We start from the raw sequence: 26,966 nt of genomic DNA on the forward strand, positions 1-26,966 counted from the left end.
GGCCCCGGCCGCGGCGGCGGCGGAGCCGGCTGTGCGGACGCCGTTGCCGCGAGGGTGAGTGGAGCGGCGGACACCGCGCCGGCGAGGAGGATCGCGGCCAGTGTTCGACGGCCGGTGTTCGCCGATGTCGACTTCGGCATATCGGTCACCTTTCTCTCGTGTTGACGTGGTCGAGGCTGCCGCCTCGGCATGCTTCACACAAGTGGTCGCACCGCCATTTTCAAGGAACTCTAAGATTGGATATACATACAGTACGAGGCACAGTAGTCCATTCGGGAATGGCCGTATTCACCATTGCCGTCCCGGTCGATGCACGATTGGCAATTCGAATTCGGGAGCGCGGGCCACAAGAAGTACGACGTGCGGCCGCTCAGCGAGCGAGGCCGTCACTCCCAGCTTCCGTTGAAAATCCGTGGTTACTCTGACTGCCTGTGATGACCGGCGGACGAGCAGGGCTGCGGCGGTCCGGTATCCGGCCGGACCGTGGGCGGTCGCGGCCAGGTGCGTGGTCACGGGTTGGGGGTGCGGGCGCTGGCCGGAGGGAGACACTGGTTGATCAGGAGGCGGACCGCCTTGGACACGCGGGTGGCGTCGCCGGTGACCAGGCGATCCTGCAGCAGGCCGCGGATGCCCGAAATCAGCAGGGTGGCGGTGGATTCCGGGTCGGGCAGGCGCGGGTCCAGGTCGTGCAGGACCTCGGTGAGGGCGTCGACCAGGACGTGGACCGCGTCGTTGGCGTAGTCGCCGAACGGGCTGGCCGGTACCGCGGACACCCCCAGCACCTGCATCAGCACCCCGGTGCTGGTGACCCAGTCGCTCGTGGTGTTCACACAGAACGATTCGATCAATCGACGCCGCAGCATATCGATGTCGGTGACATCGGCGAACAAGCCCGCGATATCGGGCCGCTGGGTCTCGAGCGCGGCGACCAGCATCTGTTCCTTGCTGCCGAAGTAGTGGATCAACATGCGCGAGCTGGTGCCCAGGTAGTCCGCCAGGGGGCGCAGGGACAGTTCGATGAGCCCGTGCTCGGCTATGTAGTCGATGACTCCGGCGAGCAGGGCGGCCCGGCGGGCCTGATCCAGAGGGCGTGGCACCGGTTGACTGTAGCGTTTGGTACAGGTATTCATAAAGCCATGGGTGTAACAACTGCTACAGTTTCGCGACGCGATGTAGTCGTCACCGGCATGACCACCACGACCAGCCTGGCTCCCGATCTGGCGGGCACGTGGTCGGCCCTGTTGGCCGGTGAGAGCGGAATCGGCCCGCTCACAGACGATTTCGTCACCAAGTACGATCTACCGGTCCGCATCGGCGGCAAGCTGAAGCAGGGACCGGGTGAGCATCTGACCCGCATCGAGCTGCGCCGCCACTCCTATGTGCAGCAGCTCGCGCTCGTGCTGGGTCGCCAGGTGTGGGAAGAGGCCGGTAAGCCCGATGTGGACGGTGAGCGGCTCGCGGTCGCGATCGGTACGGGCCTGGGCGGCGGCGACACCATTCACACCGCCATCCATCAGATGGAGGCCGGTGGTTACCGCAAGATCCATCCGCTGACCGTGCCGATGGTGATGCCCAACGGTTCCGCGGCACGCGTGGGACTGGAATTCGGCGCCAAGGCGGGCGTGTACGCGCCGACCTCGGCGTGCTCGTCGGGGGCGGAGGCGATCGCGCACGCGTGGCGGCTGATCGCCACCGGCGAGGCCGATGTGGCGATCGCGGGCGGCGTCGAGGGTTACATCGAGGCGATCCCGATCGCCAGCTTCGCCATGATGCGCGCGATGAGCACCCGCAACGACGAACCCACCCGCGCCTCGCGCCCGTTCGACCGCGACCGCGACGGTTTCGTCTTCGGTGAGGCCGGCGCGCTGGTGATCCTGGAATCGGAGGAGTTCGCCCGCGCGCGCGGCGCGCGGATCCACGGGCGGGTGATGGGCGCGGGGATCACCTCCGACGGCTATCACCTCACCGGTACCCAGCCCGAGGGCGAAGGCTCGGCCCGCGCGATGCGCAAGGCGATCGAGTTCGCCGGGCTGACCCCGGCCGATATCGAGCACATCAACGCGCACGCCACCTCCACCCCGGTCGGGGACGCCTCGGAGGCCAATGCGATCACCGCGGTCTCGCCCGGGGCGAGCGTCTACGCGCCCAAGGGTGCGCTGGGGCATTCGATCGGTGCGGTCGGCGCGCTCGAGGCGATCCTCACGGTGTGCAGTGTGCGTGACGGAATCGTCCCGCCCACACTGAATTTCGAGAATCCCGACGAGGGTGTGGAGCTGGACGTCGTGCACGGCAACGCCCGCGAGCAGAGCATCTCCTATGCGCTGAGCAACTCGTTCGGCTTCGGCGGCCACAACGTGACGCTGGCGGTCGGGCGCGCGTGAGTGGGTGCGGGTGCGCGCACCCGCAGCCACTGTCTAGAACTTGTTTCAGTATTGTTCCGGCATGGCCTTCGTGATCGATGACACCGTGGAGATCGACGCTCCCGCAGAGGCGGTGTGGCAGGTACTCACCGACCTGCCGCGCTACCGGGAGTGGAATCCGTTCTGCGTATCCGCCGAATCGACGCTCGAGCCCGGCACGCCGATCACCATGCGGGTGCGGCTGCTGGGCCCGGGGGAGATGACACAGCGCGAACGGATCCGCTCGGTGACCCCGGGCACCGAATTCTCCTATTCGATGAAACCCATACCCCTGGGTGCGCTGCACAGCCTGCGCTCGCACACGCTGACGGCGCTGGATGCGAACCGCTGCCGCTACGACTCGCATTTCGAACTCGGCGGGTGGCTGGTTCCGGTGGTCGCCGGGCTGATGGGCGGCGCGCTGCGCCGCGGATTCGGCGGTATGACCGCCGCGGTCGCCGAACGCGCTGCCCGCCCCGCCTGAGCCGAATGCCCGTTACCTGCAACGGGTTTCGCATCGGCTCGAACCTGCGCCACCCGATACCGGGGCCGGTGCGAGCGGACAGCAGCCGATGCACCGAATCGCGTCGATCGTGCGGGCCCGGGGAATTCGGGTCTGTACGGTCCGCGCGGCGGTGCGGAATACTCTGCGCTGCTTCGGGTAATGACATCGTGCACGCAGAACCGACGGAAGGTCACCAGTAGTGTTCCGATCCACCGGCGTCGCCGTCCTCGTCAGCGTCGTCGCCGCGGGCCTGCTGTCCGGCTGCGGGAACACGCACGCCGATCACGCGGCCGCCTCGTCCACTCCGGCTGTGGCGCAAGTGAATTCATCGGTCCAGGTCGCGACCGCGGGCGCCCCGCTGATCAGATGCGGGGTGGATCTGTCCTCGCCCACCATCGGTGACGCCATCGCGAAACTTCCCGTCGAACCGGTCACCCATGCGCCGTGGGATACGAATCCGGCCTCGTTCGAAGGCAATTTCAATCCCTGCGCCACGTTGTCCACCGCGATCGTCACCATCCAGGGCGCGACGGGCAGTTCGCCGAATCAGGCGCTGATGTTCCATTCGGGGCGTTATCTGGGCACCGCGACGTCCAAGGCGTACGGGTTCACCTCCCTGGCCGCGGCGGCGACCACCGACGATACGGTGGCGTTGAACTACAAGACTTCCGGCAGCTGCAACGCGTGCTCCGACGGCACCCTCACGCAGGTGAAGTTCCATTGGGACGGAACGCATGTCGTCATGATCGGCCGTCCGCCGCACTGATCCGCTCGCTGGCACGCTGGACGAGCATCGAGTCCAGTGACCAGTGGCCAGGCCCGACCCACAGCAGGAAGATCAGCCCGAGCATCATCGCGAAATCGGTGCGCGCGTCGTGGGCCATGCCCCAGAAGCCTTGTATGCCACCGAATCCGCCCGGGCGCAGCTCACGCAGTTTGGTCAGCACGATCGCCAGGCTTATGTCGATCAGCAGCGGCACCGCCGCCAGCCGGGTCAGCAGCCCGAGGACGATCAAGGTGCCGCAAACGATTTCGACGACACCGTCGAGGTTGGCGAAGAATGTCGCTGCCGGTATCCCGATCCTGTCGAAGCGGCCTGGTCCCAGCGTGTGCGGGTAGAGGAACTTCTGGATTCCCTCGCTCAGGAACACCAGCCCCACCGCTACCCGGATACAGATCACCGCCGCCGGGCCGTCCGCGCCGAGCATCCGCGACCACCGTCGCATTCCTGCCATCGGCCCTCGCCTCCCGCTATCGTCACCCGATACGGCGGTGTCGAGTCTATCGGCGAGCGCGCCGGCACGGGCGGCTGCTCGGCCCCGACCACACCCGCTGACAACAGCCTCGCCAGCTGCTACGCCATATCCATTGGCTTTTGTACGGTTCCTATACGACGATTGCGCCGTCCCCGGATACTGGAGACGGCGCAATCACGGTGCGAGACAGCGAAACTCAGCCGTTGTTGAGTTTGTTGAGGCGCTCGCAGGATTCGAGGTACTCCTCGATCAGGCGCTGCATGAGGTCCGCGGTGCGCTCGACCTTGTTCATCAGTCCCACGACCTGCCCGACCGGGTTGAAGTTGACGTCCTTGGCGGCCTCGGGGTAGCGGTGCCCGCGCTTGACGCCGTCCAGGGCGACCATCATCTGCAGCGGCATGGGCAGCGGGTCGGGGTTCTCCGGCTTCTCCCACGCCTCGGTCCAGTCGTTGCGCAGCATCCGGGCGGGCTTACCGGTCCACGACCGCGAGCGCACGGTGTCGTGGCTGGTGGCCTCGATGTAGGACTGCATCTGCGCGGGCGGCACATTGGCCTCCTCGACCGTGAGCCACAGCGAGCCGGTCCACGCGCCGGCCGCACCCATGGCCATCGCGGCGGCGATCTGGCGGCCGTTGCCGATACCACCGGCCGCGAGGGCGGGCAGGTCGCCGATCGCGTCGATGACCTGCGGCCACAGCACGAGCGAGGAGATCTCACCGCAGTGGCCGCCGCCCTCGGTGCCCTGCATCACCACGAAGTCCAGGCCCGCGCGCTTGTGGTTGAGCGCGTGCTTGACCGAGCCGCACAGCGCGCCGATCAGTCGGCCCGAGTCCTGGACCTGCTTGATGATGTCGTCGGGCGGGGTGCCCAGCGCGTTGGCCACCAGCTTTGCCTTGGGGTGGCGCAGGATGACCTCGACCTGCGGCGCGGCGGTGGTGGCGGTCCAGCCCAGCAGCTGGTGGTGGTGTTCGCCCTCGGGCAGGTGCGGGACGTTGTGGTCGGCGAGGATCTTCTCCGCGAAGTCGCGGTGGCCCTGCGGAACCATCTCCGCGAGTTTGGCTTCCAACTCGTCGGGGCTCAGGCCGTCCGCGCCCTTGCCCTCGTACTTGGACGGGATGACCAGGTCCACGCCGTAGACGCCCTGCACGTGCTCGTCGAGCCAGGCGAGTTCGACCTCGAGTTCCTCGGCGGTGAATCCGACCGCGCCCAGCACCCCGATCCCGCCGGAGTTGCTCACGGCGGCGGCGACGTCGCGGCAGTGGGTGAAGGCGAAGATGGGGACGTCGATGCCCAGTCGTTCGCAGATCTCGGTACGCATGGCGTGAAGCACTCCTCTGGTTTTCCGGCGCTGGAAAGTCTCGCCGCATAACACTAGAACACGTTTCATATTCAGGCTAGCGACTCGGCGCACACTTTTCGAGAGGGGGGATGATGTTATAAGTGGTCAAATGCCTCGATAGACTATTGATCCACGGATTTCAGGAAACAACCGTGCACTGAAATCTGTCCGTAACTCGTTCTAGTTTCGGCGGCGGCGTGCCCGGAATGTTCGGACGCGGGGTCAGCGCGCGGGCAGTAGGCCCCGGGCCACCAGATCGTCGAACAGCAACTGGTCGACCGGGGGGACGCGGTCGCGGTCGGCGTAGGTGAACCAGGCGATCTCGGCGATCTCGCTGCTGGGTTCGACGGTGCCGGTGTAGTCGGCGGTGTAGCAGGCCATGCGCACCGAACCCGGTGTGGGACCGTGCAATTCGGCCTCATAGGTGCCCACGTGGGTGACCGTCTCCGGCAGCAGTGCGACGGTGAGTTCCTCGTCGATCTCGCGCAGCAGGGTCTGCGGATCGGTCTCCGTGCCTTCACGTTTGCCGCCGGGGATGTAGAACACGTCCTTGCCGCGCGGGCGGGCGCACAGGATGCGGCCCTCGTCGATCAGCACCCAGGCGACCGTGTCGATGAGCAGCTCGGTCGGCTCGGTCCGCATGCCGAGCACACTACCGGTCGTGTCGCTGTGCCAGCCGGGCCTGGTGCGCCCAGCGTGTGGCAGGCATCAGCTGAGCCCGTTGAGGTCCGGGGAACACCGGCTTGTGCGGAGTCGGCAGACGATCCGGTCGTACTGGTTCGGTCGGGACAGCTTGCTCAACGCATGGCTGGCTGCTGCTGGCGGTCGGTCCGTTCGGCAGGTGCCGGTATGCAGGGGCAGCGGGTGGATCGCTGACCGAGGAGGAGCCGGGCCGGATCATGCACGAGATCCGCCGTGATCCCGTCGGCGGCAGGTGATCGGTGGCGAGGGGTATTTCGGAACCATTTACACCATAATGCTTTTCGTCATGCTGCTGGCGCGTCGTAGTAGCGGCGCCGGCGCAGTCTCACGGCAGCGTCGACTGGGGTTCGAGGTCGCGGCCCCGGCGGTGCGGCCCGGTGGGCGGTAGCGATCGGGGCGAGCGCAAACCTGGCGGTGCTGCGCGAATGCGGGTTCGATACGGTTTCATCGAGGTTGTCGGGTCCAGGTCTGAGGGTGTTTGCGCGGATGGGTGATAGTTCGATCTCGTGGGATGGGGACGCTCTGGTCCTCACCGATCAGCGGGCGCTGCCCGGGGAACTGAAGCTGCTGCGACTCACCACGGTCGATCAGGTCATCGACGCGATCGCCACGCTGGCGGTGCGGGGAGCTCCGGCGATCGGGGTGGCGGGCGCGTTCGGTGTGGCGATTGCCGCCTTCGCGCATCCCGGAGACGAGGCCGCGGTGGCCGCCGAGGCGGAACGGATCGCCGCGGCCCGTCCGACGGCGGTGAATCTCGCCTGGGCGGTGCGGCGGGCGCTGGCGCAGCTGCCGCACGGCGCGCAGGCGGTGCTGGCCGAGGCGCGGGCGTTGCTCGAACAGGACGGGCGGGTCAATCGTGCCGCGTCCGAGCATGCGGCGGATCTGGTGCAGCGGTTGTGCCCGGATCGGCCGCTGCGGGTGCTCACGCATTGCAACACCGGCCGGTTGGCCACGACCGCGTTCGGCACCGCCGTTGGCGCGATCCGGGTGCTGGCCGCTCGGGACGCGATCGAATCGGTGCTGGTGGACGAGACGCGCCCGCTGCTACAGGGTGCGCGGCTGACCGCGTGGGAGCTGGCCGAGGCCGGTATCGCGCATCGGCTGACGATCGATTCCGCGGCGGCATGGGCGATGGCGACCGGGCAGGTGGACTGCGTGCTGGTGGGTGCGGATCGCATCACCGCCGACGGTGCGGTGGCGAACAAGATCGGCACCTACGCTCTGGCCTTGGCGGCGCGGCGGCACGGGATCCCGTTCGTGGTGGTCGCCCCGGAATCGACGCGCGATCCGGACACCGCGACCGGCGCGCAGATCGTCGTGGAGGAACGCGCGGCTTCGGAGGTCACCGAAATCGCCGGTGTCCCAACGGCTCCGGCGCAGACTGCGGTGTTCAACCCAGCGTTCGATGTGACGCCGCCGGACCTGGTGACCGCCGTGGTCACCGAGAACGGCGTGATCGACACCGGCAAACCCGACACTGCCTCGGCCGCCGAGAACGGTTCGCTGCACACCGCCGAATCGGACACTGCCGCAACCGCGGGAAACGCTCCCGCACGTAGCACTCCCGCGGCTGCCGTGGTCACCGAGAACGATGTACCGCTCACCGGTGAGCCGGACAGCGCCGCGGTCGCCGGGGGCAGCGTCTTGCCGGTCTGCGAGCCGGATACGCAAATTGTTGCTGGACAACAGACCGCATCTGTTGTCCAGCGCCGGGTATCGGGCGCAGCGGGCGGTATCGCGGTGCGCGTCGATGATGCGGATGCGGATGCGGTTGCGGGAGAACAGATCGCTGCGATAGCGCGCGGCCTGTACGCGCGGGGTTGGATGCCGGGCACGGCGGGTAACATCTCGGTGCGCCTCGGCGAGTCCGCGCTGATCACCGGGAGTGGCCTGTCCAAGGGGGAGTTGAGCGCGGCCGATATGGTGTCGGTGCGGATCGCCGATTCGGTTCGCCTGCACGGGGATCGGCGCGCGTCGGCGGAGACCGCGATCCACACCGCGATCTACCGGGCGACCGATGCGGCGGCGGTGGTGCACGTGCATCCCGCACATGCGACCGCGTTGTCGATCGGCGCGGGCGAGGCGCGGGATGTGTTGCGGTTCAGCGGCTATGAGCTGATCAAGGGGCTCGGGGCGACCGAATCCGTGCGGGTGCCGGTATTGTCCAATCATGCCGACGTCACGCGGATCGGCGCGGAGGTGGAACGTCGTCTGCTCGCGGATCCGCAGTCCCCGCCGGTGTTGTTCATCGCCGGGCACGGCATCACCGCCTGGGGTGCGAGCCTGGCCCAGGCCCGTGATCGCGCCGAATGCCTCGAGGCGATGTGTGAGCTGGTGACGTTGACCGGCCGCCGGGAGATCGGTGTGCCGTCCGGTTTCGAGGAGGATCAGAAATGACTGTGCTGCAGGTGATGTCCGATGCCGACGCCGAACAGGTCGTGTTGCGTACCACCGACCCCGAGGTGATCGGTGCGGAATTGGCGCGGCGCGGCATCGTGTTCGACAGGTGGCCGCTGCCGGCCGATCAGCACGCGGCCACCGAGGACATCCTGGCCGACTATGCCTCGCGCATCGGCGATCTGAACGCCGAGGGCCGCTACCGGCACATCGACGTCGCGCGCATCCACCCCGACGAGGACGACCCGGCCTGGCCCGACACCGCGGCCGCCGCGCGCGGGAAGTTCCTGGCCGAACATCGGCACGCCGAGGACGAGGTGCGTTTCTTCGCCGGCGGGCGCGGCTGCTTCTACCTGCACCTGGACGGTGAGGTGGTCGCGGTGGTGTGCGAGGCGGGGGACCTGGTGTCGGTCCCGGCGGGCACGAAGCACTGGTTCGACATGGGCGTGCGCCCGGATTTCCTGGCGATCCGGTTCTTCGAGGAGGCCGACGGCTGGGTCGGCGATTTCACCGGTGACCGGATCGGGGAGAGTTTCCCGACGTTGGATGAGCTGCTCGCCGCGTGAACACCGCGATCGTCCTGGACATCGAGGGCACCACGAGCCCGACCCGCGCGGTGCGCGAGGACCTGTACGGCTACACCCGCGAGCGGCTGCCGCAGTGGCTCGCCGAACATCGCGACGATGCGGCCGCGCCGGTGCTGGCCGGGGTGCGGGAGCTGTCCGGGCGCGCGGCCGCGGGCTCCGGTGAGATCGCCGAGATCCTTTGCGGCTGGCTCGATTCGGACGTCAAGGCCGCACCCTTGAAGACCGCGCAGGGGCTGATCTGCGGGGAGGGATTCCGCACGGGCGCGTTGCACGGGGAGTTCTTCCCCGACGTGCCCGCGGCATTGTGGGCCTGGCATGCCGCCGACGCGAAGCTGTACGTGTATTCCTCGGGTTCGGTTCGCAATCAACGCGATTGGTTCACCTTCGCCCGTGGCGGGGATCTGTCCGGGCTGATCAGCGGCTGGTTCGATCTGGCGAACGCGGGCCCCAAACGCGAGCCCGGGTCGTACACGGCGATCGCCGCGGCGATCGGGGTTCGGGCGCAACGGATCCTGTTCGTGTCCGATCATCCCGACGAACTCGACGCCGCCGTGGCGGCGGGCTGGCGCGTGGTGGGTCTGACGCGGGCGGGGGAACCGAATTCGCCACGCCCGCCGCATCATTGGGTCGGTTCGTTCGCCGAGATCGATATCGAGGACCGGTAGTCGCGGGCGAGCAGGCCGGGTCGCGGCGGCAGCTGCCGGTCGTCGGATTCATCGAATATCATGCGCCACAGCCGGATACGGGACACATCTCGGCCGGGACCCCGCCTCAGCGCACGCCTGCGGCGGTGGCGCGGTGGATCAGGTGCTCGACCAGTGTCATCAGCACGGTTTTGCTCGACGCGCGGTCGCGCGCGTCGCACAGCACCACCGGCACCTGTGCGTCGAGGTCCAGGGCCTCGCGGACCTCGTCGGGCGTATAGACCGGGGCACTGTCGAAACAGTTGACCGCGACGGCGAAGACGAGTCCGCGGCGTTCGAAGTAGTCGATCGCGGCGAAGGAGTTCTCCAGCCTGCGGGTGTCGGCGATGACGATCGCGCCCAGGGCACCGCGCGCCAATTCGTCCCACAGGAACCAGAACCGGTCCTGTCCGGGGGTGCCGAACAGATACAGCACCAGGTTGTGGTCGATGGTGATGCGGCCGAAGTCCAGCGCGACGGTGGTGGTGGTCTTGGCTTCCACCCCGGACAGATCGTCCACGCCGCTGGACATCTCGGTGATCAGTTCCTCGGTGCGCAGCGGGGTGACCTCGCTCAGCGAGCCGACCATGGTGGTCTTGCCGACGCCGAACCCACCGGCGACGAGGATTTTGACCGAGGCGGCCAGGGCATTGGTATCGGGCACGGGTTCAGAGCTTTCGGATTCCGGCGAGGACCGCTCGCAGGATGGTCAGGTCGCCGGGGCCGGCATCGGTGTGAACCGGCGCCCGGAAGGTCAGGTGTCCCTCGGCGATGAGGTCCCCGACGAGGATCTTGGTCACCGCCAGAGGCAGTTTCAGCAGTGCGGAGACCTCGGCTACCGATTGCGGAGCGTGACACAGCCGCACGATGGCCGCGTATTCCGGTTCGCTGCGCCGCAGCCGGGGTGCGGCGTCGGCGGTGACCACGAGGGTGAGCATGTCCAGGTCGTGTCCGGCGCCGACGGTGCGGCCGCGGGTGACCGCGTAGGGGCGCACCAGCGGCCCGGCGTCGTCGTCGAACCAGGACTGACCGTGACGGGTCATGACGAGCGCTGCGGCGCGTGCATGGCGCCGCGGGTGCCGGTGGACAGGTAGCCGCCGAGGCGCTGCACCGTCAGGTTCATCTCGTAGGCGACCATGCCGAGGTTGGCGTCCTCGGTGGCCTGCAGCGCGATGCACGCGTTGTCCCCGGCGGCGGTGACGAACAGTACCGCGCGGTCGAGTTCGATCACCGCCTGGCGGACCCCGCCGCCGTCGAACCGGCTCCCGGCGCTGCGCGCCAGGCCGTAGAGGGTGGCGGACATGGCGGCGAAGTGTTCGGCGTCCTCGCGGCTCATCGTGGTCGACCGGCCGAGCACCAGCCCGTCGGTGGAGTGCACCACCGCGTATCGCACACCGGCCAGACGGTCCACGAGGTCGTCCAGCAGCCAGTTGAGATCCCCTGCGTTGGATATGCTCATCCTCGGCCTTCCTGACTCATGCAACTCGCCACAACATTACCGTTGTATGACGAAGTTGCGCCCCGTGCACGGACAATGGCCGACACGGGCCGCGTACTTGACAGCAAATGTCGAATATGCCTGGGGCGCTGCGGCGTTACAACGATTCGTATACTTCTTCGGTGATGTCGATTGCGCAGGTCTCGGGTGTCGGTGGAGCGATGCTGCTGGGCGCGATGTCCCCGGGCCCGGATTTCCTGATCGTCACCCGCAACGCGATGCTGTCGGGTCGCCGCGCGGGGGTGGCCTCGGGTGCCGGAGTCGCGCTGGGGGTGTTCGTGTGGGCGATGCTGAGCGGGCTGGGGGTGGCCGGGTTGCTGGCGGCCTCGGCCGTGGCGTTCACCGTGGTGAAACTCGCCGGTGCGGTGTACCTCTGCTATCTGGGAATCCGGGCGCTGCTGGCCGCGCGGCGCGGGGCCTACGACCTTGCCGCCGAGCGGGTTTCGGCGGATCCGGTGGGTGCGCGCGTCGGCTTTCGGCAGGGCCTGCTGAACAATCTGCTCAATCCGAAGGCGGCGGTGTTCTTCGTGGCGCTGCTCCCGCAGTTCCTGCCCGCGTCCCCGACGCTCGCGGACACCGCGCAGGTCGCGGTGTCGGCCACGACGGTGACGCTGGCGTGGTTCGTGGTGCTCGCGGTGGGGATCGCGACGTTGCGGCGGGTGTTCACCCGCCGCCGGGTTCGACAGGTGATCGATGCGGCGATGGGCACGCTGCTGGTCGGAGTGGGCGTTCGAATAGCGTTGCAGAGCAACTGAATCCGGTAATCCTCCGGGAGCTTCCCGGCGTCCGGCCCGAACCCGGGGCGGGTGCGGGCGGGCGATGGGCCGTGCGGCGGCGCGGCGCGCGGTAGATTGTGCGTATCGCGCGGTTACTCGTAAGTAGGAGGTTGTCATGCCCGTACCGGATCCCGCCGAATTCGCCCGCCTGTCCGGCTTCGCCGCGGTCGACTCCGCCGGGGTCCACGCGACGCGCACGATCACCGAGGTGTTCACCGGTCAGCCCCTGGGCGAGGTCCCGGTCGGCGCCGCCGACGACGTGACCGCCGCGGTGGAGCGCGCCCGCATCGCGCAGGCGCAGTGGGCCGCGCGTCCGGTCGCCGAGCGGGCCAAGGTGCTGGACCGGTATCGCGAGCTGGTGGTGCGGCAGCGCGAACAGCTGATGGACGTGATCCAGGCCGAGACCGGCAAGGCCCGCTGGGCCGCGCAGGAGGAGATCATGGGCCTGATGTTCGCCGCCCGCTACTTCTCCCGCGTCGCTCCCAAACTGCTTGCCCCGCAACGGGTTCGGGGTGCGTTCCCGCTGCTGAACCGCGCGTCGGTGCAGGCCCGGCCCAAGGGCGTGGTCGGGGTGATCGCGCCGTGGAACTATCCGATGCTGCTGTCGATCGGTGATGCGCTGCCCGCGCTGGCGGCCGGTAACGCGGTGATCGTCAAACCCGACAGCCAGACCCCGTACTCGGCGCTGGCGAATGTGGAGTTGCTGTGGCAGGCGGGGCTGCCGCGCGATGTGCTGCAGGTGATTCCGGGTCCGGGCGCGGTGGTGGGCACCCAGATCGTGCGGTCGTGTGACTATCTGATGTTCACCGGTTCCTCGGAGACCGGCCGCACACTCGCGCGCCAGTGCGGGGACCGGCTGATCGGGTTCTCCGCGGAACTGGGCGGTAAGAACCCGATGATCGTGGCGCGCGGCGCGGATCTGGCCAAGGCCGCCCGCGCGGCGGTGCGGGCGTGCTTCTCCAATGCCGGGCAGCTGTGCATCTCGATCGAACGTCTCTACGTGGACTCCACCGTCGCCGCCGAGTTCACCGATCTGTTCACCGCCGCGGTGCGGTCGGCGAGTCTCGGTGCGGCATACGACTTCTCGACCGATATCGGCAGCCTGATCTCCGCCGCGCAACTCGAGACGGTGACCAAACACGTCGCCGACGCGGTGTCCAAGGGCGCGACGGTCCTGGCGGGCGGGACCGCGCGCCCGGATCTGGGCCCGCTGTTCTTCGAGCCGACGGTGTTGTCCGGGGTGACCGACGAGATGGAGTGCGGCCGCAACGAGACCTTCGGCCCGCTGGTATCGATCTACCCGGTCTCGGGTGTCGAGGAGGCCATCGCGCGCGCCAACGACACCGAGTACGGCCTCAATGCCAGCGTGTGGGCCGCGAGCATCGCGGACGGTCAGCGCATCGCCGAACGCCTGCACGCGGGCACGGTCTGCATCGATGAGGGGTACGCCCCGGCGTGGGGCACCACGGCCGCGCCGATGGGCGGGATGGGCATCTCCGGGGTCGGCCGCCGCCACGGCCCCGACGGGCTGCTGAAATTCACCGAACCGCAGAGTGTGGTGGCCACCCGCTGGATGAATCTGGATCCGCCGTTCGGACTGCCGCAGAGCACCTGGCAGCCCGCGCTGATGACGCTCGCCCGCAGCATCCGGTTCCTGCCCGGACGCTGACCCGGGATCCGTGCGACCCGGCGGTCGCGCCCGTCCGGCCCCGGGAGGGTGAGTCCGGGGCCGGACGGGCAAGCCGTGGCTGCCGCACCCTCGCGACGTGCGAAAGAGCGGCAGCCACGGGCGGGTTCCGGCCCGGAGTGGACGCCGGTCCGGAACCACCGGAATCAGGATCGTGCGCCCGGCTCGCCGGACGGTTCCGCGCCCGTGCGCGGCGGATCCGCCTCGAGCTGTTCGACTTCGGCGTCGGTGAGCAGCCGGGAGCGGATCAGGAACCGCACCCCCTCGGGCGCCTCGAGGGAGAATCCGCTGCCGCGTCCGGGGACCACGTCCACGGTGAGGTGGGTGTGCCGCCAGTAGTCGAACTGGTCCGCGCTCATCCAGAACGGGGTCTGCCCGGGTAGTTCGCCCAGCAGCACATCGGCCGCACCGACCCGGAACTCCCCGCGCGGGTAGCACATCGGGGAACTGCCGTCGCAGCAGCCGCCGGACTGATGGAACATCACCGGACCGTGCCGGCCCACCAGCTCGTCGAGCAATTCGGCCGCGGCGTCGGTGATCCCGATCCGGTGCACCGGCGCCGCGTCGCCCGGATCGGGCATCAGAAGAATCCCTGCTTGTTCGGCGAGTAGTTGACCAGCAGGTTCTTGGTCTGCTGGTAGTGGTCGAGCATCATCTTGTGGTTCTCGCGGCCGATGCCGGACTTCTTGTATCCGCCGAACGCCGCGTGCGCGGGGTAGGCGTGATAGCAGTTCGTCCACACCCGGCCGGCCTTGATCGCCCGTCCGAGCCGGTACGCGGTGTTCATATCGCGCGTCCACACGCCCGCGCCCAGCCCGTACAGGGTGTCGTTGGCGATGCCGATCGCCTCGTCGACGGTGTCGTACGGGGCCACCGAGACCACCGGGCCGAAGATCTCCTCCTGGAAGATCCGCATGTCGTTGCGTCCCTCGAAGATGGTCGGCTCGATGTAGAACCCGTTCGGGTAGCCCTCCACCTTGCGCGCCTGACCGCCGGTGAGCACCTTCGCGCCCTCCTGACGGCCGATGTCCAGGTAGGACAGGATCTTCTCGTACTGGTCGTTGCTGGCCTGCGCGCCGATCATGGTGTCGGTGTCCAGCGGGTCGCCGCCGGTGATCGCGCGCGTGCGCTCGATGCAGCGGGCGATGAACTCGTCGTAGATCGAGGAGTGGATCAGTGCCCGCGACGGGCACGTGCACACCTCGCCCTGGTTCAGCGCGAACATCACGAAACCCTCGACGGCCTTGTCCAGGAACGCGTCGTCCTGCGCGGCGACGTCGGGCAGGAAGATGTTCGGGCTCTTACCGCCCAGCTCCAGGGTGACCGGAATGATGTTCTCGCTGGCGTACTGCATGATCAGCCGTCCGGTGGTGGTCTCGCCGGTGAACGCGACCTTGGCCACCTTCGGGCTCGAGGCCAGCGGTTTGCCCGCCTCGACGCCGAATCCGTTGACCACGTTGACCACTCCGGGCGGCAGCAGATCCGCGATCAGATCGATCACCAGCAGCAGCGAGGACGGGGTCTGCTCGGCCGGTTTGATGACCACGCAGTTGCCCGCCGCCAGCGCGGGGGCCAGTTTCCAGGCGGCCATCAGGATCGGGAAGTTCCACGGGATGATCTGGCCGACCACGCCGAGCGGTTCGTGGAAGTGGTAGGCGATGGTGTCCTGGTCGATCTCGGAGATCCCGCCCTCCTGCCCGCGCACCGCACCGGCGAAATACCGGAAGTGATCCACGGTCAGCGGCAGATCCGCGGCCAGGGTCTCGCGCACGGCCTTGCCGTTCTCCCACGTCTCGGCCACCGCGAGGCGTTCGAGGTTCGCTTCGATCCGGTCCGCGATGCGGTTCAGGACGTTGGCGCGTTCCCCAGCCGGGGTGGCGCCCCAGCCCGGCGCGGCGGCGTGCGCGGCGTCCAGTGCCGCGTCGATGTCCGCGGCGGTGGATCTCGCGACCTCACAGAAGGTTTCGCCGTCGATGGGGGAGGGGTTCTCGAAATACCGTCCCTCGGCGGGCGCCTTCCAGTCTCCGCCGATGAAATTGTCGTAGCGGCGGGCGAATTCGACGATGCTGCCCTCGGTTCCGGGCTTGGCGTAGATCATGATGCTCGCTTCGTGGTCGTCCGTCGCACGCGCAGGCCCTCATGCCGCTCACGCGGGTGCGATGCCCGCGCGAGCCGACGCGCGTACCACGGGAGTGATCCGGACGGCGTCAGTGTGGAACAGCATGGTTGGCAACAGGTTGGCGTCGCCCGGCCTTCTGCTCAGTCGGCCAGGGCGGCGTGCAGGCGAGCGGTCACCTCGGGACGGCGCGGATCTCCAGGCCGCAACAGCGCCAGCGCGTGCTCGTGTACCTGCACGTCCTCGGGGCAGCGGATGCCGAATTGCACCGCGTGCCCCGCGCGCGGGCTCTCGAGTACCGCGGTGCGCACCCTGACCGCGAGGTTCTCGCGCCACCGCACGATCCCGGGAGTGTCCGATCCGGGCAGCAGCGGCCCGCGATACATCCGCAGCGCCGCGGCCAGGTCCCCGGCGGCCAGCGCGCCCAGCAGATCCACCGCGTCGCAGGAGATCGGCCGGGTGAGCAGGTAGCGGCGGCTGGCGATCTCCCCGCCGGTGGCGTGGCGCAGATGTGACACATCGGCTTTGAGGGTGCCCGCGCCCACCGGCCGATCCCCGTAGATCGCGGTCTGCAACCGTTGCGGGGTGAACCCGTCGGGTTCGAGCGCGAGCAGGGTGAGGATCTCGAGTTGGCGGGGCCGCAGCCGCACCGGGCAACCCGCTCGCGACAGACGCGCCCCGCCCAGGCATTCCAGGCGGATGCCGGATTGTCCGGCGGGCAGATCCGGCGGCAGCTGCGATCGGATCGCCGTCGCCAGGGCCCGCACGGTGGACAACGCCAGCGGATGCGAGCGCTCCCAGCTGGTGGACAGGTCGATCACGCCAAGGCGGCGGCCGTCGGGGGCGTGGATCGGCGCGCTGTAACACACCCAGCTGTGCAGGGCGGCGATGAGATGTTCGGCGGAGAACACCGTGGCGGGCTGTCCGGTGCACAGGGCCAGCGACATCGCGTTGGTGCCCATGTGCGGCTCGTCCCAGCGGCCGCCGGGGGCGAAGTTGAGCTGTTCGGCGCGCCTGCGCAGGACCCGCCCGCCCGACACCCACAAGATGGTGCCGCGCTCGTCGGTGACGCACGCGGTGAACCCGGAATCGTCGGTGATGCTGTGCAATTCGTCGGCCAGCGCGGTCACCGGCGCGCGCAGCGGCGAATCCGCCCAGCGGATGGCGATCTCGGCGTCGTCGGCGGGTGCGGCGCGACGTTCGGGATCCACCGTGGTCAGCGAGCGCTGCCAGGACCGGGCGACCTCGCTGCGCAACATGGTGCGTTCGGAACCGGTGTGGGGGACCGGTTCCGGGGTCGGGGCGTGCGGGATCGCCCAACGTGCCCACTCCTGTTCCAGGGCGGCGCGCTGCTGGGTGAGGGTGCGCGACTGCGGCATGGTCACCAACCTCGTCGTCGGGCGAAGTCCGGGCGCTGCACCCCATGATTGCGCATACCGGACCCGGTCGCGGGGAAATTGTCGGACCCGGCTGGTACACAGGGAACCATGAGCTCACCGTTCCGGTTCGGCGTGAACATGTTCCTCACCGATTCCAAGAAATCCTGGGTCGAAAAGTGCCGCAGGGCGGAGGGTTCGGGCTTCGACGTGCTGGGCGTGGCCGATCATCTGGGTTTGCTGGCTCCGCTGCCCGCGATGCTGCTGGCCGCCGAGGCGACCGAGCGGGTGCGGGTGAACTCGTTCGTGCTCAATGTCCCGTTCTACAACCCGACGCTGCTGGCCCGCGAGATCGCCACCGTCGACCTGCTCACCGACGGCCGCGTCGAACTCGGCCTGGGCGCGGGGTACGTGAAGTCCGAATTCGAAGCCGCCGCAATCGAATTCCCGAGTGCGGGCCGCCGTGTCCAGCAGGTCGCCGACACCGCGAGAACCCTGCGCGCCACCTTCGCCGACCCGGACTACCGCCCGCGCCCGGCCCGCGCGGGCGGCCCGCCGCTGCTGATCGCGGGGTGGGGTGAGCGGATGCTGCGCGTGGCCGCCGAACACGCCGATGTGGTGGCCTTCACCGGCGGTGGCGCCACCGACAGCGGCCTGATCATCGCGGGCACCCCCGAGGAGCTGGACCAGCGCGTCGCGACGGTGCGTGAGCGGCTGGGCGAGCGTCGCGACACCACCGAATTCAACATCCTGATCCAGCAACTGGCAGCGCCGAACGAACGCGCCGCCCTGCTCGAACGCCTGGCCCCCAACCTGCCCGCCGGCGCGGCCGAGCGCGCCGAGGAGATCCCGATTCTGCTGGTCGGTACGCCCGAGCAGATGGCCGATCAACTCCGCGACCGGCGCGAACGCTACGGGATCAGCTACTTCACGGTCCTCGAGCCGAACATGGACAAGATGGCCCGCGTCATCGAACTGCTGCGCTGAACGCGGTGCGCCCGGGCCCTACTTGTTGAGGAAGATGCCCGCGACGTCGGCGTTCTTGATCGGAGTCGAGGCATTGCGCTGATTGCTGCACAGGAAGTTCACCGACGCGATCGTCAGATCCACCGTCGTGCCCGCCGGTTCGTGATCGTTGCCGGTCTGCTGCTTGATGAACTTCGTGATCGTCGTGCGCTGGGTGTCCTGATCCTGCTTCACATAATCGCTGCACGGGGTGTCGCCACCCTTGTTCAATGCCTTCTGGACATCGCTGCACCCGGTCAGAAGCGTTGCGGCAACACCCATCACGCCCACACCGGCAGCGGCCCATCGCAGGGACTTCATCGCGATCTCCTCTGCTGTACGCCGAGCCGACCCCGGCGATCCCGCCCGCCAGCTTAGGGTGTGGGCGTACTGCGCGCGGCGTAACGTACCGCTACCCTACGGCGGTGAGTTCGTCGCGCATCGCCGCACCGCTATCGGTTTCCTCGGTTTCGGATCAGCTGGGACTGGTCTCCGCGCACCCACCGCTGTGGGTCATCGCCGCCACCGCGGCCGTCGCATTGGTACTGGTGTTGTACTCCCCGGTGTGGCGGATCCTGCGCACCGCGGTCACCATCGCGCACGAGGGCGGGCACGCGCTCGTCGCGGTACTGACCGGACGCACCCTGCGCGGCGTGCGCCTGCACTCGGACACCTCCGGGGTCACCGTCTCGCGCGGAAAACCCTACGGCCCCGGCATGATCCTGACCACGATGGCCGGATATCCCGCACCGTCGCTGCTGGGCCTGGGCTGCGCGGTACTGCTGGGGATCGGGCGGCTGACGCTGATGCTGTGGCTGGTGGTCGCGGCGCTGGCGGTGCTGCTTCTGTTGATCCGCAACATGTTCGGCCTGCTCGCGGTGATCGTCGCCGGGGCGGTCGTATTCGTCGTGTCCTGGTACGGCGACGTGGTCGTGCAGGGCGTGTTCGGGTACGCGGTGGCGTGGTTCCTGCTGTTCGGCGGCCTGCGCGCGGTGGCCGAACTCCAGCGCGTGCACGTGCGCGGCGACGGCTCCGACGCCGACCAGCTCGCCCGCCTCACCCGGCTGCCCGCCATCCTGTGGGTGCTGGTGTTCGCCGCGGCGTCCCTGGCCTGCCTGGTCGGCGGCGGTCGCCTGCTGCTGACGCCCTGGCCGTTCACCACGGCCTGAAATACCGCTCTAGGGTCGCGATCCCTGCCCGGCGTACTCGCGCCACCGCCGCGCCTCACCCGGGCTCCCGCGCCGATCCAGCACCTCGGCCAGCCCCGTCATCGCGCGTACGTCACCGCGCTCGGCCGCGGCCCGCCACCAGCGTTCGGCCTCGTCGAACTCGGCGCGCCCGAACCGCACCGCGCCCAGGTCGTACGCCGCACCCACATGTCCCAGACCCGCCGCCTGACCCCACAGCGCACACGCCTGATCGGTCTCACCGCGCCCGTGCATCGCCACCCCGAGGTCGTACAGCGCCCCGCTGTAGCGCGACTCGTCCGTCGGCGCGGTGCGAATCCCCACCGCCACAACCAGTTCCGCGAAATCCGGCGCGCCGACACCCGTGCTGCACCGCAGCACCGGCGACCCGTCCTCGGACCGATCGGCCAGCACCCCGTATTCGCCCGTCCACGACACCGCGGTACCGTCCGCGCCCATCCAGACCGGTGTGAGCGTGAATCGCGCATCCGGTCCCGCACCGCACAATTCGACCTCCACACCACCGGACATCGCCTCGGTCCACACGTCCACCCCGCGCAGCCGCCGCCCGTCGAGCACCACATGCCCGCTCAACACCGACACCGCGATGCCCACACCGATCACTCCGGCCGGGGGAGCCGCGCGCCGCAGCGTCAAACTCAGCATCGTCGGATCCGCGCCCAGTGCCTCGCAATACATCGGCTGCACCACCTGCCCCTGCCACCGCACCGGCTCGGTTCCGCCGTACCGGTCGGCCAGCGAACCACGCGAAAGGTCTTGCTCGTCAAAGAGGTACGACCCGGTCATGGTGCCCGCCTCCTTTCGCCGAAGGTGTCCCGGAGAACTCGCGCCATGCCGCGATACCGGCACCGGAAATATCGAACCCCTTGCCCCCGAACATGTTTCCGGGAACGGTACCGATTCGGCCACTGCTCGAAACCAGCCGAGCGGTATGCGCGAAATGCGCCATTGCATTCGCCCGCAATACTATTCGCACGTTCGCACCCGGCGCGCGCGAACCGTCACCGCCATCGCGCGCAAGACCCCCGCGACGCCGGCGCAAGCCGCGTGCAAGGCCGGCGCAACCGCCACCGAGCACCGTGGCGGGCATGAGCGAAACATTCGACGTCGTCGTTGCCGGAGCCGGACCCGTCGGACTGATGCTCGCCTGCGAGCTTCGCCTCGCCGGTGCGCACGTCCTGGTCGTGGACCGGCTCCCCGAACCCGACCTCACGATCAAAGCGGGCTCGATCAACATTCCCACCGCGCAGGCCTTCGACCGCCGCGGCCTGCTGCCGCAGCTGATCGAACGGCACCGCGCGATCCTCGCGCGCCTGGCATCCGCCAACCCGGGGGCATCGGTTCCCAGGCCTGTGGTTCACTTCGCCGGAATCTGGGTCGACCAGAACGACGTCGAGGACACCGACCCCGCCTTCGCCGAACTCGGCCCCGCCGCGGAAGCCACCATCGTCCCGCAGCAGGGCATCGAGGAAATCCTCACCGCCCGCGCGGGCGAGCTGGGCGTACCGATCCGCCGCGGCACCGAACTCACCGGATTCACCGACGACAGCGACAGCGTCACCGTCTGGCTCGGCGACGCCGTCGTGCGCGCGAGCTGGTTGGTCGGCTGCGACGGCGGCCGCAGCACCGTACGCAAACTCGCCGGATTCGATTTCCCCGGCGTGGACCCGCTGATCACCGGACATCAGGCCATCGTGGAGATGCGCGGCGCGGAGGGCATGCAGCGCGGCTGGTCCTGCACCGACACCGGCATCTACGTGTACGGGCCGATGCCCGGGCGCATCCTGACCGTCCAATTCGACGGACCGCCCGCGGACCGCACCGCCCCGGTCACCGCCGCCGAACTCCAGCGCGCCCTGCGCGCGGTGTCGGGAATCGAGGTCGAGATCACCGCCGTGCACTCGGCCACCCGCTTCACCGACAACACCCGCCAGGCCACCGACTACCGCAAGGGCCGCATCCTGCTGGCCGGGGACGCGGCCCACGTGCACTCGCCGTTCGGCGGGCAGGGCCTGAACCTGGGCGTCGGCGACGCGGTCAATCTCGGCTGGAAACTCGCCGCCGTCGTCGCCGGACACGTTCGGGCCGATCTGCTGGACACCTACACCGCCGAACGTCACCCGATCGGGGAGTGGGTGCTGCACTGGTCCCGCGCGCAGGTCGCGATCATGCGCACCGACCCGCACAGCCGCGCCATGCGCGCGGTCACCGCCGAACTCCTGGCCACCCGCGACGGCGCCACGGCGATGGTGAAGAAGATCTCCGGACTCGCGCAGCGCTACGACCTCGGCGACACGCACCCCCTGCTGGGCCGTGTCGTCCCCGACATCGCCCTCGCCGATGGCACCCGCCCAGCCGAACACTGCATCGACGGACACGCCGTGCTGCTGGACCTCGCCGACACACCCGAGCTGCGCGGTATCGCCGCCCCCTGGCAGCGCGCGGTGCGGGTCGTCACCGCCAAACCCGTTGAACCACATGATCTCTCGGGCGTGCTGGTGCGCCCCGACGGCATCGTCGCCTGGGCCGCTCCCGACGGCGTCGCCGGTCTGCGTGAGGCTTTGGCCCGCTGGTTCGGCACCCCGGCATGACATCCGATCGCGCGGCCGCCGGTGCCCCGACGGCCGCCACTTCGCCCGCACACCCGACCAGAACTACTACAGAATGTAGTGGCATCGCGCTACGGTGAAACAACCACAAGCGCACACACGGGAGACAGCGACATGAGAGCGATCACCCGAACACGTCACTACATCCGGGCCCTGGCCGACGCGCGACGTCATCGCACCGACCTGCTCGGCTGGCTCATCCGCAGACCGTGGCTCCTGCTGGGCACCGGCACCTACGAAACCGCGCTCCTGCTCAGCAACCGCCTGGACCCGCGCCTGAAAGAGCTCGCCGAACTCAAAACCGCCGGTCTGATCGGCTGTGAATTCTGCCTCGACATCGGTTCCGCGCTCGCGCACTCGAGCGGACTCACCGAACGTCAGATCACCGACCTGCCCACTCACACCACCAGCGACGCCTACACCGATCTGGAAAAACTCGTCCTCACCCTCGCCGAGACCATGACCCGCACCCCGGCCGCCGCACTCGAACTCGAAGATCTGCGCACCCGCCTGCGTGCCACCCTGTCGGCAACCCAATACGCCGAACTCGCCGCCACCATCGCCTGGGAAAATCAGCGCGCCCGCCTCAACCAGGCGCTCGGCGTCCGTCCCACCGGCATGGCCGACGGCATGACCTGCGCACTGCCGCAACGATCCGGCAACTGACCCGAATTCCCTACCGGCACAGGGTAATCTGCGCCGGATCAGGGGAGGGCCGCACACAGCGGTGCCCCCGGACCGCGTCGGTCCGGGGGCACCGCCGGCGAAACCGGATCAGACCAGATCGAAGCGATCCAGGTTCATCACCTTCACCCACGCCGCGACGAAATCGTCGACGAACTTGCGCTTGGAGTCATCCTCCGCGTACACCTCGGTCAACGCCCGCAGCTGCGAGTTCGAACCGAACACCAGATCCACCCGGGTGCCGGTCCACTTCAACTCGCCGCTCGCGCGATCCTTGCCCAGATAGGTGCCGTCATCGGCGGGCGAGGGCTCCCACTTGGTGCCCATATCCGTCAGATTCACGAAGAAATCCGTGGACAGCACACCGGGCTTGTCCGTCAGAACGCCGTGCGTGGAGTTCTGATAGTTCGCACCCAGCACCCGCAGGCCGCCGACCAGCACCGTCAGCTCCGGCGCGCTCAACGTCAGCAGGTTCGCCTTGTCGATCAGCAGGTACTCCGCGGCCGAGCGGTTCGCCGCCTTGCCCAGGTAGTTGCGGAAACCGTCCGCCGAGGGCTCGAGCGCGGCGAAGGACTCCACATCGGTCTGCTCCTGCGTGGCGTCGGTACGACCCGCCGCGAACGGCACCTCGACCTCGAAACCGCCATCCTTGGCGGCCTTCTCCACCGCCGCCGAACCGGCCAGCACCACCAGGTCCGCGAACGAGATCTTCTTCCCGCCCGACTGCGCGGCGTTGAACGAATCCTGGATGCCCTCCAGCGCTCGCACCACCAGAGCCAGCTCGTCGGGCTCGTTGACCTCCCAGCCGGCCTGCGGCTGCAGGCGAATCCGGCCGCCGTTCGCGCCACCGCGCTTGTCACTGCCGCGGAACGACGACGCCGCCGCCCACGCGGTCGAAACCAGCTGTGCCACAGTCAGACCCGACTCCAGCACCTTCGCCTTCAACGCGGCCACATCCGCCGCGTCCACCAGCTCGTGATCCACCGCCGGAACCGGGTCCTGCCACAGCAGTTCCTCCGAGGGCACCTGCGAACCCAGGTACCGCACGACCGGGCCCATGTCGCGGTGCGTCAGCTTGTACCAGGCCTTGGCGAAATCGTCCGCCAGTTCCTGCGGGTTCTCCAGCCACCGGCGGGTGATCTGCTCGTAGACCGGATCGAACCGCAGCGCCAGATCGGTGGTCAGCATGGTCGGGGTGTGAGTCTTGCCCTCGACATGCGCGTCGGGCACGGTGCCCGCGCCGCCGCCGTCGACCGGAATCCACTGCCACGCACCGGCGGGAGACTTCTGCAGCTCCCACTCGTACCCGTACAGAATCTCCAGGAACGTGTTGTCCCACTTGGTCGGCGTCGTGGTCCAGATGCCCTCGAGGCCCGAGGTCACCGCATCCTTGCCCACGCCGGTGCCGTTGCCGTTCTTCCAGCCCAGGCCCTGCTCCTCGAGCGGAGCGGCCTCCGGCTCGGGACCGACCAGATCGGCGTTGCCGTTGCCGTGGGTCTTGCCGAACGTGTGACCGCCCACGATCAGCGCCGCGGTCTCCACATCGTTCATCGCCATCCGCGCGAAGGTCTCACGGATGTCCACCGCGGCCTTCTGCGGATCCGGATTGCCGTTCGGGCCTTCCGGATTCACGTAGATCAGACCCATCTGCACCGCGGCCAGCGGATTCTCCAGATCCCGCTCGCCGGTGTACCGCTCATCGCCCAGCCAGATGTGCTCCGGGCCCCAGTACACGTCCTCCTCGGGCTCCCAGCGGTCCTCGCGGCCGCCACCGAAACCGAAGGTTTCGAAGCCCATGTCCTCCAGCGCGACATTGCCCGCGTACACGATCAGATCGGCCCACGACAGGTTCTTGCCGTACTTCTTCTTCACCGGCCACAGCAACCGGCGCGCCTTGTCCAGGCTCGCGTTGTCCGGCCAGCTGTTCAGCGGCGCGAACCGCTGCATGCCCGCGCCCGCGCCGCCACGGCCGTCCCGCACGCGGTAGGTGCCCGCGGCATGCCAGGCCATCCGGATGAACAGCGGACCGTAGTGACCGAAATCGGCGGGCCACCAGTCCTGCGAGGTGTGCATGACATCGACGATGTCCTGCTTCACCGCGGCCAGGTCCAGGGTCTTGAACGCCGCGGCATAGTCGAAGTCCTCGCCCAGCGGGTTGGCCACGGGCGGGTTCTTCTGCAGGATCTTCAGGTTGAGCTGGTCGGGCCACCAGTCACGGTTACTGCCGCCCTCCGACGGGTACTTCAAGCGGCCGTGTACCACGGGGCAACCGCCCACGGCGGGCTCGGTGTTCGCCTCTGCAATTGGCGGATGTTCCTCAGCCACGGTATTCCTTTCGGGAGTGGGGTGATGCGGGCTGTTTTCAGATTCGAGATTGCGAACTGTGCTGGGCTGCAAGGCAATCGGGGCACAGACCCCAATACACGACCTCGGCCTCGTCCAGGACGAAACCGTTGGTGTCCGACGCGGTCAGGCAGGGCGCCTCGCCGACGGCGCAGTCGACATCGGCGATGACGCCGCAGGAACGGCACACGACGTGATGGTGGTTGTCGCCGACCCGGGTCTCGTAGCGCGCGACCGACCCCATGGGCTGGATACGTCGAAGCAGACCCGCGGCCGTGAGTGCGCGCAACACGTCGTACACGGCCTGGTGGGAGACCGTCCCGAGCGTTTCGCGCACTCGGCTCAGGATCGAGTCCGTATCGGAATGGGGTCGCTCGTGCACCGCGGCCAGAACCGCGATCCGCGGCGCGGTCACACGCAGAGCGGCACCGCGCAGCATGCGCTCGAACTCTGCTGTAGTGGACACATTCATAAGTATGACTCATTCAAGTCTTCATGGCGAGGGGATTCGCGGAAATTCCTCGATTCCGCCCACGGAACCCGAGCAGCTGTGACACGCGTCTCAAGATCAATGCCGCCGAGAGTACCGTTCTCAAACGCTCACGTCCGGATTATCAGCAGCCTGGAAGTGAACACTCGAGCAACCCGGGCCATCGAGCCCGGAGGCGGGCAACTCGCCGGAGGCGAGCATCGGCACGGCCCGTCGGATATCGTTCCGTGCGTTCGCTCCCTCGAAGAATGGCAGGTTCACAGTGAGTTCTGCGGTCGATACATCCGACGTCGCCTCACGGGTAGGGCACTACTACCGCGTCGACGGCACGTACGAAGTCGGCCGGGAGAAGGTGCGCGAATACGCGCGGGCCGTGCAGGACTACCACCCCGCGCACTGGCACGAAGCCGCGGCGACCGAACTCGGATACACCGGCCTGGTCGCACCGCTGACGTTCACCTGCATCCCGGCGATGGCGGCCAACCAGAAACTCTTCGAGACGGTGGTGGTCGGCTACGACACCTTCGTCCAGACCGAGCAGGTCTTCGAGCAGTACAAGCCGATCGTGGCGGGGGATGTGCTGACCACCGACGTCGAACTGACCTCGGTGCGGACCATCGCCGGAAAAGACCTGATCACCGTCACGAACACATTCACCGACCCGAAAGGCGAGGTGGTGCACATCATGCACACGACCGTCGTCGGCGTGACCGGCGAGGGCGTCGACCCCGACATCGTGCGGGCCGTCGACAACGTCATGGTGCACGGGGTGAACCTGCTGGGCCGCGGATCGCCGCAGACCGCGTCGGCGGACGAGACGCCGCTGCGCCCGGAAGCGGAGATGCGCTTCTCGGCCGAAGGCGCCGCGCGTATCCCTTCCACCGCGATGTCTTTCGACGACCTGGTCCTCGGCGCCGAACTCCCGATCCGCCAGGCCCGCATCTCCCGCGGCGACCTGGTCAACTACGCGGGCGCATCCGGTGACGCGAACCCGATCCACTGGAACGAGCGAATCGCCCGCCTCGCGGGCCTTCCCGACGTGATCGCCCACGGCATGCTCACGATGGGACTGGGCGCGGGATTCGTCTCGGCCTGGTCCGGCGACCCCGGCGCGGTGACCCGCTACGGAGTTCGTCTCTCCAACTACACCGTGGTCGACCTCAACGAGGGCGGCCGGATCGAGTACACCGGTCGCGTCAAATCCCTCGACCCCGAAACCCGCACCGCCGTCATCGCCATCGTCGCCAAGTCCGGCGGACGCAAGATCTTCGGCCTCGCCACCACCACCATGCGCTTCCGGTGATCC

27 protein-coding genes are annotated in these 26,966 nt (G+C 68.5%); 13 read left to right on the forward strand and 14 right to left on the reverse strand.

Annotation, left to right across the window (positions count from 1 at the left end; all coding sequences use genetic code 11):
* Window positions 1–509 precede the first annotated feature (509 nt).
* Window positions 510–1,097, reverse strand: coding sequence for a TetR/AcrR family transcriptional regulator (locus NM2_RS15845; RefSeq protein ID WP_067669371.1), 588 nt, complete (start codon window positions 1,095–1,097; stop codon window positions 510–512).
* Between the two features lie 39 nt (window positions 1,098–1,136).
* Between NM2_RS15845 and NM2_RS15850 the strand changes: the two genes are divergently transcribed.
* From NM2_RS15850 to NM2_RS15860, 3 genes are all read left to right on the forward strand, one after another.
* Window positions 1,137–2,381: a KasA/KasB family beta-ketoacyl-ACP synthase gene (locus NM2_RS15850; protein ID WP_067669234.1), complete on the forward strand. Its 1,245-nt coding sequence runs from the start codon at window positions 1,137–1,139 to the stop codon at window positions 2,379–2,381.
* Window positions 2,382–2,442: 61 nt separating this feature from the next.
* Complete coding sequence (locus NM2_RS15855; RefSeq protein ID WP_067669236.1) at window positions 2,443–2,883, forward strand: SRPBCC domain-containing protein; 441 nt, start codon at window positions 2,443–2,445, stop codon at window positions 2,881–2,883.
* 220 nt (window positions 2,884–3,103) lie between these two features.
* Window positions 3,104–3,670, forward strand: coding sequence for an LppP/LprE family lipoprotein (locus tag NM2_RS15860; protein WP_067669238.1), 567 nt, complete (start codon window positions 3,104–3,106; stop codon window positions 3,668–3,670).
* On the opposite strand, the gene NM2_RS15865 is transcribed toward NM2_RS15860, so the two are convergent.
* The 3 genes from NM2_RS15865 to NM2_RS15875 all read right to left on the reverse strand — a co-directional run bounded on the left by NM2_RS15865 (window position 3,645) and on the right by NM2_RS15875 (window position 6,141).
* On the reverse strand, window positions 3,645–4,112 hold the full coding sequence (locus tag NM2_RS15865) for a DoxX family protein (RefSeq protein WP_067669373.1): 468 nt from the start codon (window positions 4,110–4,112) through the stop codon (window positions 3,645–3,647). The genes NM2_RS15860 and NM2_RS15865 overlap by 26 nt on opposite strands.
* A gap of 244 nt (window positions 4,113–4,356) precedes the next feature.
* Window positions 4,357–5,478, reverse strand: coding sequence for an NAD(P)H-dependent flavin oxidoreductase (locus tag NM2_RS15870; protein WP_067669240.1), 1,122 nt, complete (start codon window positions 5,476–5,478; stop codon window positions 4,357–4,359).
* 243 nt (window positions 5,479–5,721) lie between these two features.
* Window positions 5,722–6,141 (reverse strand): NUDIX hydrolase, encoded by a 420-nt coding sequence (locus NM2_RS15875; RefSeq protein WP_067669375.1) that lies wholly within the window; start codon window positions 6,139–6,141, stop codon window positions 5,722–5,724.
* A gap of 546 nt (window positions 6,142–6,687) precedes the next feature.
* Between NM2_RS15875 and mtnA the strand changes: the two genes are divergently transcribed.
* The 3 genes from mtnA to mtnC are packed head-to-tail and all read left to right on the forward strand — an operon-like array spanning window position 6,688 to window position 9,850.
* Window positions 6,688–8,598 (forward strand): S-methyl-5-thioribose-1-phosphate isomerase, encoded by a 1,911-nt coding sequence (mtnA, locus tag NM2_RS47495; protein ID WP_084531046.1) that lies wholly within the window; start codon window positions 6,688–6,690, stop codon window positions 8,596–8,598.
* Window positions 8,595–9,164, forward strand: coding sequence for a 1,2-dihydroxy-3-keto-5-methylthiopentene dioxygenase (locus NM2_RS15890; protein WP_067669241.1), 570 nt, complete (start codon window positions 8,595–8,597; stop codon window positions 9,162–9,164). Before mtnA ends, NM2_RS15890 begins: the two co-directional genes overlap by 4 nt.
* A complete protein-coding gene (gene mtnC / locus NM2_RS15895; protein ID WP_067669243.1) occupies window positions 9,161–9,850 on the forward strand; it encodes an acireductone synthase in 690 nt (229 codons plus the stop codon). Before NM2_RS15890 ends, mtnC begins: the two co-directional genes overlap by 4 nt.
* 106 nt (window positions 9,851–9,956) lie before the next feature.
* Here mtnC and NM2_RS15900 read toward each other — a convergent pair whose 3' ends face one another.
* Genes NM2_RS15900 through NM2_RS15910 form a run of 3 tightly spaced genes read right to left on the reverse strand, consistent with a single transcriptional unit; the run spans window position 9,957 to window position 11,327 of the window.
* A complete protein-coding gene (locus tag NM2_RS15900; protein ID WP_067669245.1) occupies window positions 9,957–10,532 on the reverse strand; it encodes a GTP-binding protein in 576 nt (191 codons plus the stop codon).
* Window positions 10,533–10,536: 4 nt separating this feature from the next.
* Window positions 10,537–10,911, reverse strand: a complete 375-nt coding sequence (locus tag NM2_RS15905) for a DUF742 domain-containing protein (RefSeq protein WP_067669247.1) — start codon at window positions 10,909–10,911, stop codon at window positions 10,537–10,539.
* Window positions 10,908–11,327: a roadblock/LC7 domain-containing protein gene (locus NM2_RS15910; protein ID WP_067669249.1), complete on the reverse strand. Its 420-nt coding sequence runs from the start codon at window positions 11,325–11,327 to the stop codon at window positions 10,908–10,910. The genes NM2_RS15905 and NM2_RS15910 overlap by 4 nt, the downstream gene beginning before the upstream one ends.
* A gap of 164 nt (window positions 11,328–11,491) precedes the next feature.
* Here NM2_RS15910 and NM2_RS15915 point away from each other — a divergent pair, with 164 nt between their 5' ends.
* Window positions 11,492–12,121: a LysE family translocator gene (locus NM2_RS15915; RefSeq protein ID WP_067669251.1), complete on the forward strand. Its 630-nt coding sequence runs from the start codon at window positions 11,492–11,494 to the stop codon at window positions 12,119–12,121.
* 136 nt (window positions 12,122–12,257) lie between these two features.
* Window positions 12,258–13,811, forward strand: coding sequence for a succinic semialdehyde dehydrogenase (locus NM2_RS15920; protein WP_067669253.1), 1,554 nt, complete (start codon window positions 12,258–12,260; stop codon window positions 13,809–13,811).
* Between the two features lie 164 nt (window positions 13,812–13,975).
* Here the strand turns inward: NM2_RS15920 and NM2_RS15925 are convergent, their stop codons facing one another.
* The 3 genes from NM2_RS15925 to NM2_RS15935 form a co-directional block, all read right to left on the reverse strand.
* Window positions 13,976–14,410: a DUF779 domain-containing protein gene (locus tag NM2_RS15925; protein WP_067669255.1), complete on the reverse strand. Its 435-nt coding sequence runs from the start codon at window positions 14,408–14,410 to the stop codon at window positions 13,976–13,978.
* Entirely contained in the window at window positions 14,410–15,930 is a 1,521-nt protein-coding gene (gene exaC / locus NM2_RS15930; RefSeq protein ID WP_281182443.1) for an acetaldehyde dehydrogenase ExaC, read from the reverse strand. The genes NM2_RS15925 and exaC overlap by 1 nt, the downstream gene beginning before the upstream one ends.
* Window positions 15,931–16,088: 158 nt before the next feature.
* Window positions 16,089–17,324 carry a helix-turn-helix domain-containing protein gene (locus NM2_RS15935; protein WP_174575640.1) on the reverse strand — a complete coding sequence of 412 codons (1,236 nt, stop codon included), beginning with the start codon at window positions 17,322–17,324 and terminating at the stop codon, window positions 16,089–16,091.
* A 108-nt stretch (window positions 17,325–17,432) separates the two neighbouring features.
* Here NM2_RS15935 and NM2_RS15940 point away from each other — a divergent pair, with 108 nt between their 5' ends.
* Window positions 17,433–18,308: a TIGR03621 family F420-dependent LLM class oxidoreductase gene (locus tag NM2_RS15940; RefSeq protein WP_067669259.1), complete on the forward strand. Its 876-nt coding sequence runs from the start codon at window positions 17,433–17,435 to the stop codon at window positions 18,306–18,308.
* An 18-nt stretch (window positions 18,309–18,326) separates the two neighbouring features.
* On the opposite strand, the gene NM2_RS15945 is transcribed toward NM2_RS15940, so the two are convergent.
* On the reverse strand, window positions 18,327–18,647 hold the full coding sequence (locus NM2_RS15945; protein ID WP_067669261.1) for a hypothetical protein: 321 nt from the start codon (window positions 18,645–18,647) through the stop codon (window positions 18,327–18,329).
* A 104-nt stretch (window positions 18,648–18,751) separates the two neighbouring features.
* Here NM2_RS15945 and NM2_RS15950 point away from each other — a divergent pair, with 104 nt between their 5' ends.
* Complete coding sequence (locus NM2_RS15950; protein ID WP_084531048.1) at window positions 18,752–19,495, forward strand: M50 family metallopeptidase; 744 nt, start codon at window positions 18,752–18,754, stop codon at window positions 19,493–19,495.
* A gap of 9 nt (window positions 19,496–19,504) precedes the next feature.
* Here NM2_RS15950 and NM2_RS15955 read toward each other — a convergent pair whose 3' ends face one another.
* A complete protein-coding gene (locus tag NM2_RS15955; RefSeq protein ID WP_067669263.1) occupies window positions 19,505–20,320 on the reverse strand; it encodes an SEL1-like repeat protein in 816 nt (271 codons plus the stop codon).
* Window positions 20,321–20,622: 302 nt separating this feature from the next.
* Between NM2_RS15955 and NM2_RS15960 the strand changes: the two genes are divergently transcribed.
* Together NM2_RS15960 and NM2_RS15965 are read left to right on the forward strand one after the other, a co-directional pair.
* On the forward strand, window positions 20,623–22,125 hold the full coding sequence (locus NM2_RS15960) for an FAD-dependent monooxygenase (RefSeq protein WP_067669265.1): 1,503 nt from the start codon (window positions 20,623–20,625) through the stop codon (window positions 22,123–22,125).
* A gap of 132 nt (window positions 22,126–22,257) precedes the next feature.
* Window positions 22,258–22,809, forward strand: a complete 552-nt coding sequence (locus tag NM2_RS15965) for a carboxymuconolactone decarboxylase family protein (protein WP_067669268.1) — start codon at window positions 22,258–22,260, stop codon at window positions 22,807–22,809.
* 108 nt (window positions 22,810–22,917) lie between these two features.
* On the opposite strand, the gene katG is transcribed toward NM2_RS15965, so the two are convergent.
* The gene (gene katG / locus NM2_RS15970; RefSeq protein WP_067669270.1) at window positions 22,918–25,152 is read right to left on the reverse strand and encodes a catalase/peroxidase HPI; all 2,235 of its coding nucleotides are present in this window, start codon (window positions 25,150–25,152) and stop codon (window positions 22,918–22,920) included.
* 37 nt (window positions 25,153–25,189) lie between these two features.
* Complete coding sequence (locus NM2_RS15975; protein ID WP_439956878.1) at window positions 25,190–25,609, reverse strand: Fur family transcriptional regulator; 420 nt, start codon at window positions 25,607–25,609, stop codon at window positions 25,190–25,192.
* Between the two features lie 313 nt (window positions 25,610–25,922).
* Here NM2_RS15975 and NM2_RS15980 point away from each other — a divergent pair, with 313 nt between their 5' ends.
* The gene (locus tag NM2_RS15980; protein WP_067669272.1) at window positions 25,923–26,963 is read left to right on the forward strand and encodes a fused (3R)-hydroxyacyl-ACP dehydratase subunits HadA/HadB; all 1,041 of its coding nucleotides are present in this window, start codon (window positions 25,923–25,925) and stop codon (window positions 26,961–26,963) included.
* Window positions 26,964–26,966: the final 3 nt, after the last annotated feature.

Source organism: Nocardia miyunensis NBRC 108239, assembly GCF_001613065.1.
Lineage (GTDB): Bacteria > Actinomycetota > Actinomycetes > Mycobacteriales > Mycobacteriaceae > Nocardia > Nocardia miyunensis.

What these genes read in the sequence shown, in the direction of transcription:
- NM2_RS15875 (WP_067669375.1), bottom strand. Translation starts at nt 6,141, where the DNA reads ATGCGGACCGAGCCGACCGAGCTGCTCATCGACACGGTCGCCTGGGTG.
- NM2_RS15920 (WP_067669253.1), top strand. Translation starts at nt 12,258, where the DNA reads ATGCCCGTACCGGATCCCGCCGAATTCGCCCGCCTGTCCGGCTTCGCC.
- NM2_RS15905 (WP_067669247.1), bottom strand. Translation starts at nt 10,911, where the DNA reads ATGACCCGTCACGGTCAGTCCTGGTTCGACGACGACGCCGGGCCGCTG.
- NM2_RS15945 (WP_067669261.1), bottom strand. Translation starts at nt 18,647, where the DNA reads ATGAAGTCCCTGCGATGGGCCGCTGCCGGTGTGGGCGTGATGGGTGTT.
- NM2_RS15865 (WP_067669373.1), bottom strand. Translation starts at nt 4,112, where the DNA reads ATGCTCGGCGCGGACGGCCCGGCGGCGGTGATCTGTATCCGGGTAGCG.
- NM2_RS15925 (WP_067669255.1), bottom strand. Translation starts at nt 14,410, where the DNA reads ATGCCCGATCCGGGCGACGCGGCGCCGGTGCACCGGATCGGGATCACC.
- NM2_RS15855 (WP_067669236.1), top strand. Translation starts at nt 2,443, where the DNA reads ATGGCCTTCGTGATCGATGACACCGTGGAGATCGACGCTCCCGCAGAG.
- NM2_RS15850 (WP_067669234.1), top strand. Translation starts at nt 1,137, where the DNA reads ATGGGTGTAACAACTGCTACAGTTTCGCGACGCGATGTAGTCGTCACC.
- NM2_RS15935 (WP_174575640.1), bottom strand. Translation starts at nt 17,324, where the DNA reads ATGCCGCAGTCGCGCACCCTCACCCAGCAGCGCGCCGCCCTGGAACAG.
- NM2_RS15870 (WP_067669240.1), bottom strand. Translation starts at nt 5,478, where the DNA reads ATGCGTACCGAGATCTGCGAACGACTGGGCATCGACGTCCCCATCTTC.
- NM2_RS15910 (WP_067669249.1), bottom strand. Translation starts at nt 11,327, where the DNA reads ATGAGCATATCCAACGCAGGGGATCTCAACTGGCTGCTGGACGACCTC.
- NM2_RS15975 (WP_439956878.1), bottom strand. Translation starts at nt 25,609, where the DNA reads ATGCTGCGCGGTGCCGCTCTGCGTGTGACCGCGCCGCGGATCGCGGTT.
- NM2_RS15890 (WP_067669241.1), top strand. Translation starts at nt 8,595, where the DNA reads ATGACTGTGCTGCAGGTGATGTCCGATGCCGACGCCGAACAGGTCGTG.
- NM2_RS15960 (WP_067669265.1), top strand. Translation starts at nt 20,623, where the DNA reads ATGAGCGAAACATTCGACGTCGTCGTTGCCGGAGCCGGACCCGTCGGA.
- mtnA (WP_084531046.1), top strand. Translation starts at nt 6,688, where the DNA reads ATGGGTGATAGTTCGATCTCGTGGGATGGGGACGCTCTGGTCCTCACC.
- NM2_RS15955 (WP_067669263.1), bottom strand. Translation starts at nt 20,320, where the DNA reads ATGACCGGGTCGTACCTCTTTGACGAGCAAGACCTTTCGCGTGGTTCG.
- NM2_RS15940 (WP_067669259.1), top strand. Translation starts at nt 17,433, where the DNA reads ATGAGCTCACCGTTCCGGTTCGGCGTGAACATGTTCCTCACCGATTCC.
- NM2_RS15965 (WP_067669268.1), top strand. Translation starts at nt 22,258, where the DNA reads ATGAGAGCGATCACCCGAACACGTCACTACATCCGGGCCCTGGCCGAC.
- NM2_RS15915 (WP_067669251.1), top strand. Translation starts at nt 11,492, where the DNA reads ATGTCGATTGCGCAGGTCTCGGGTGTCGGTGGAGCGATGCTGCTGGGC.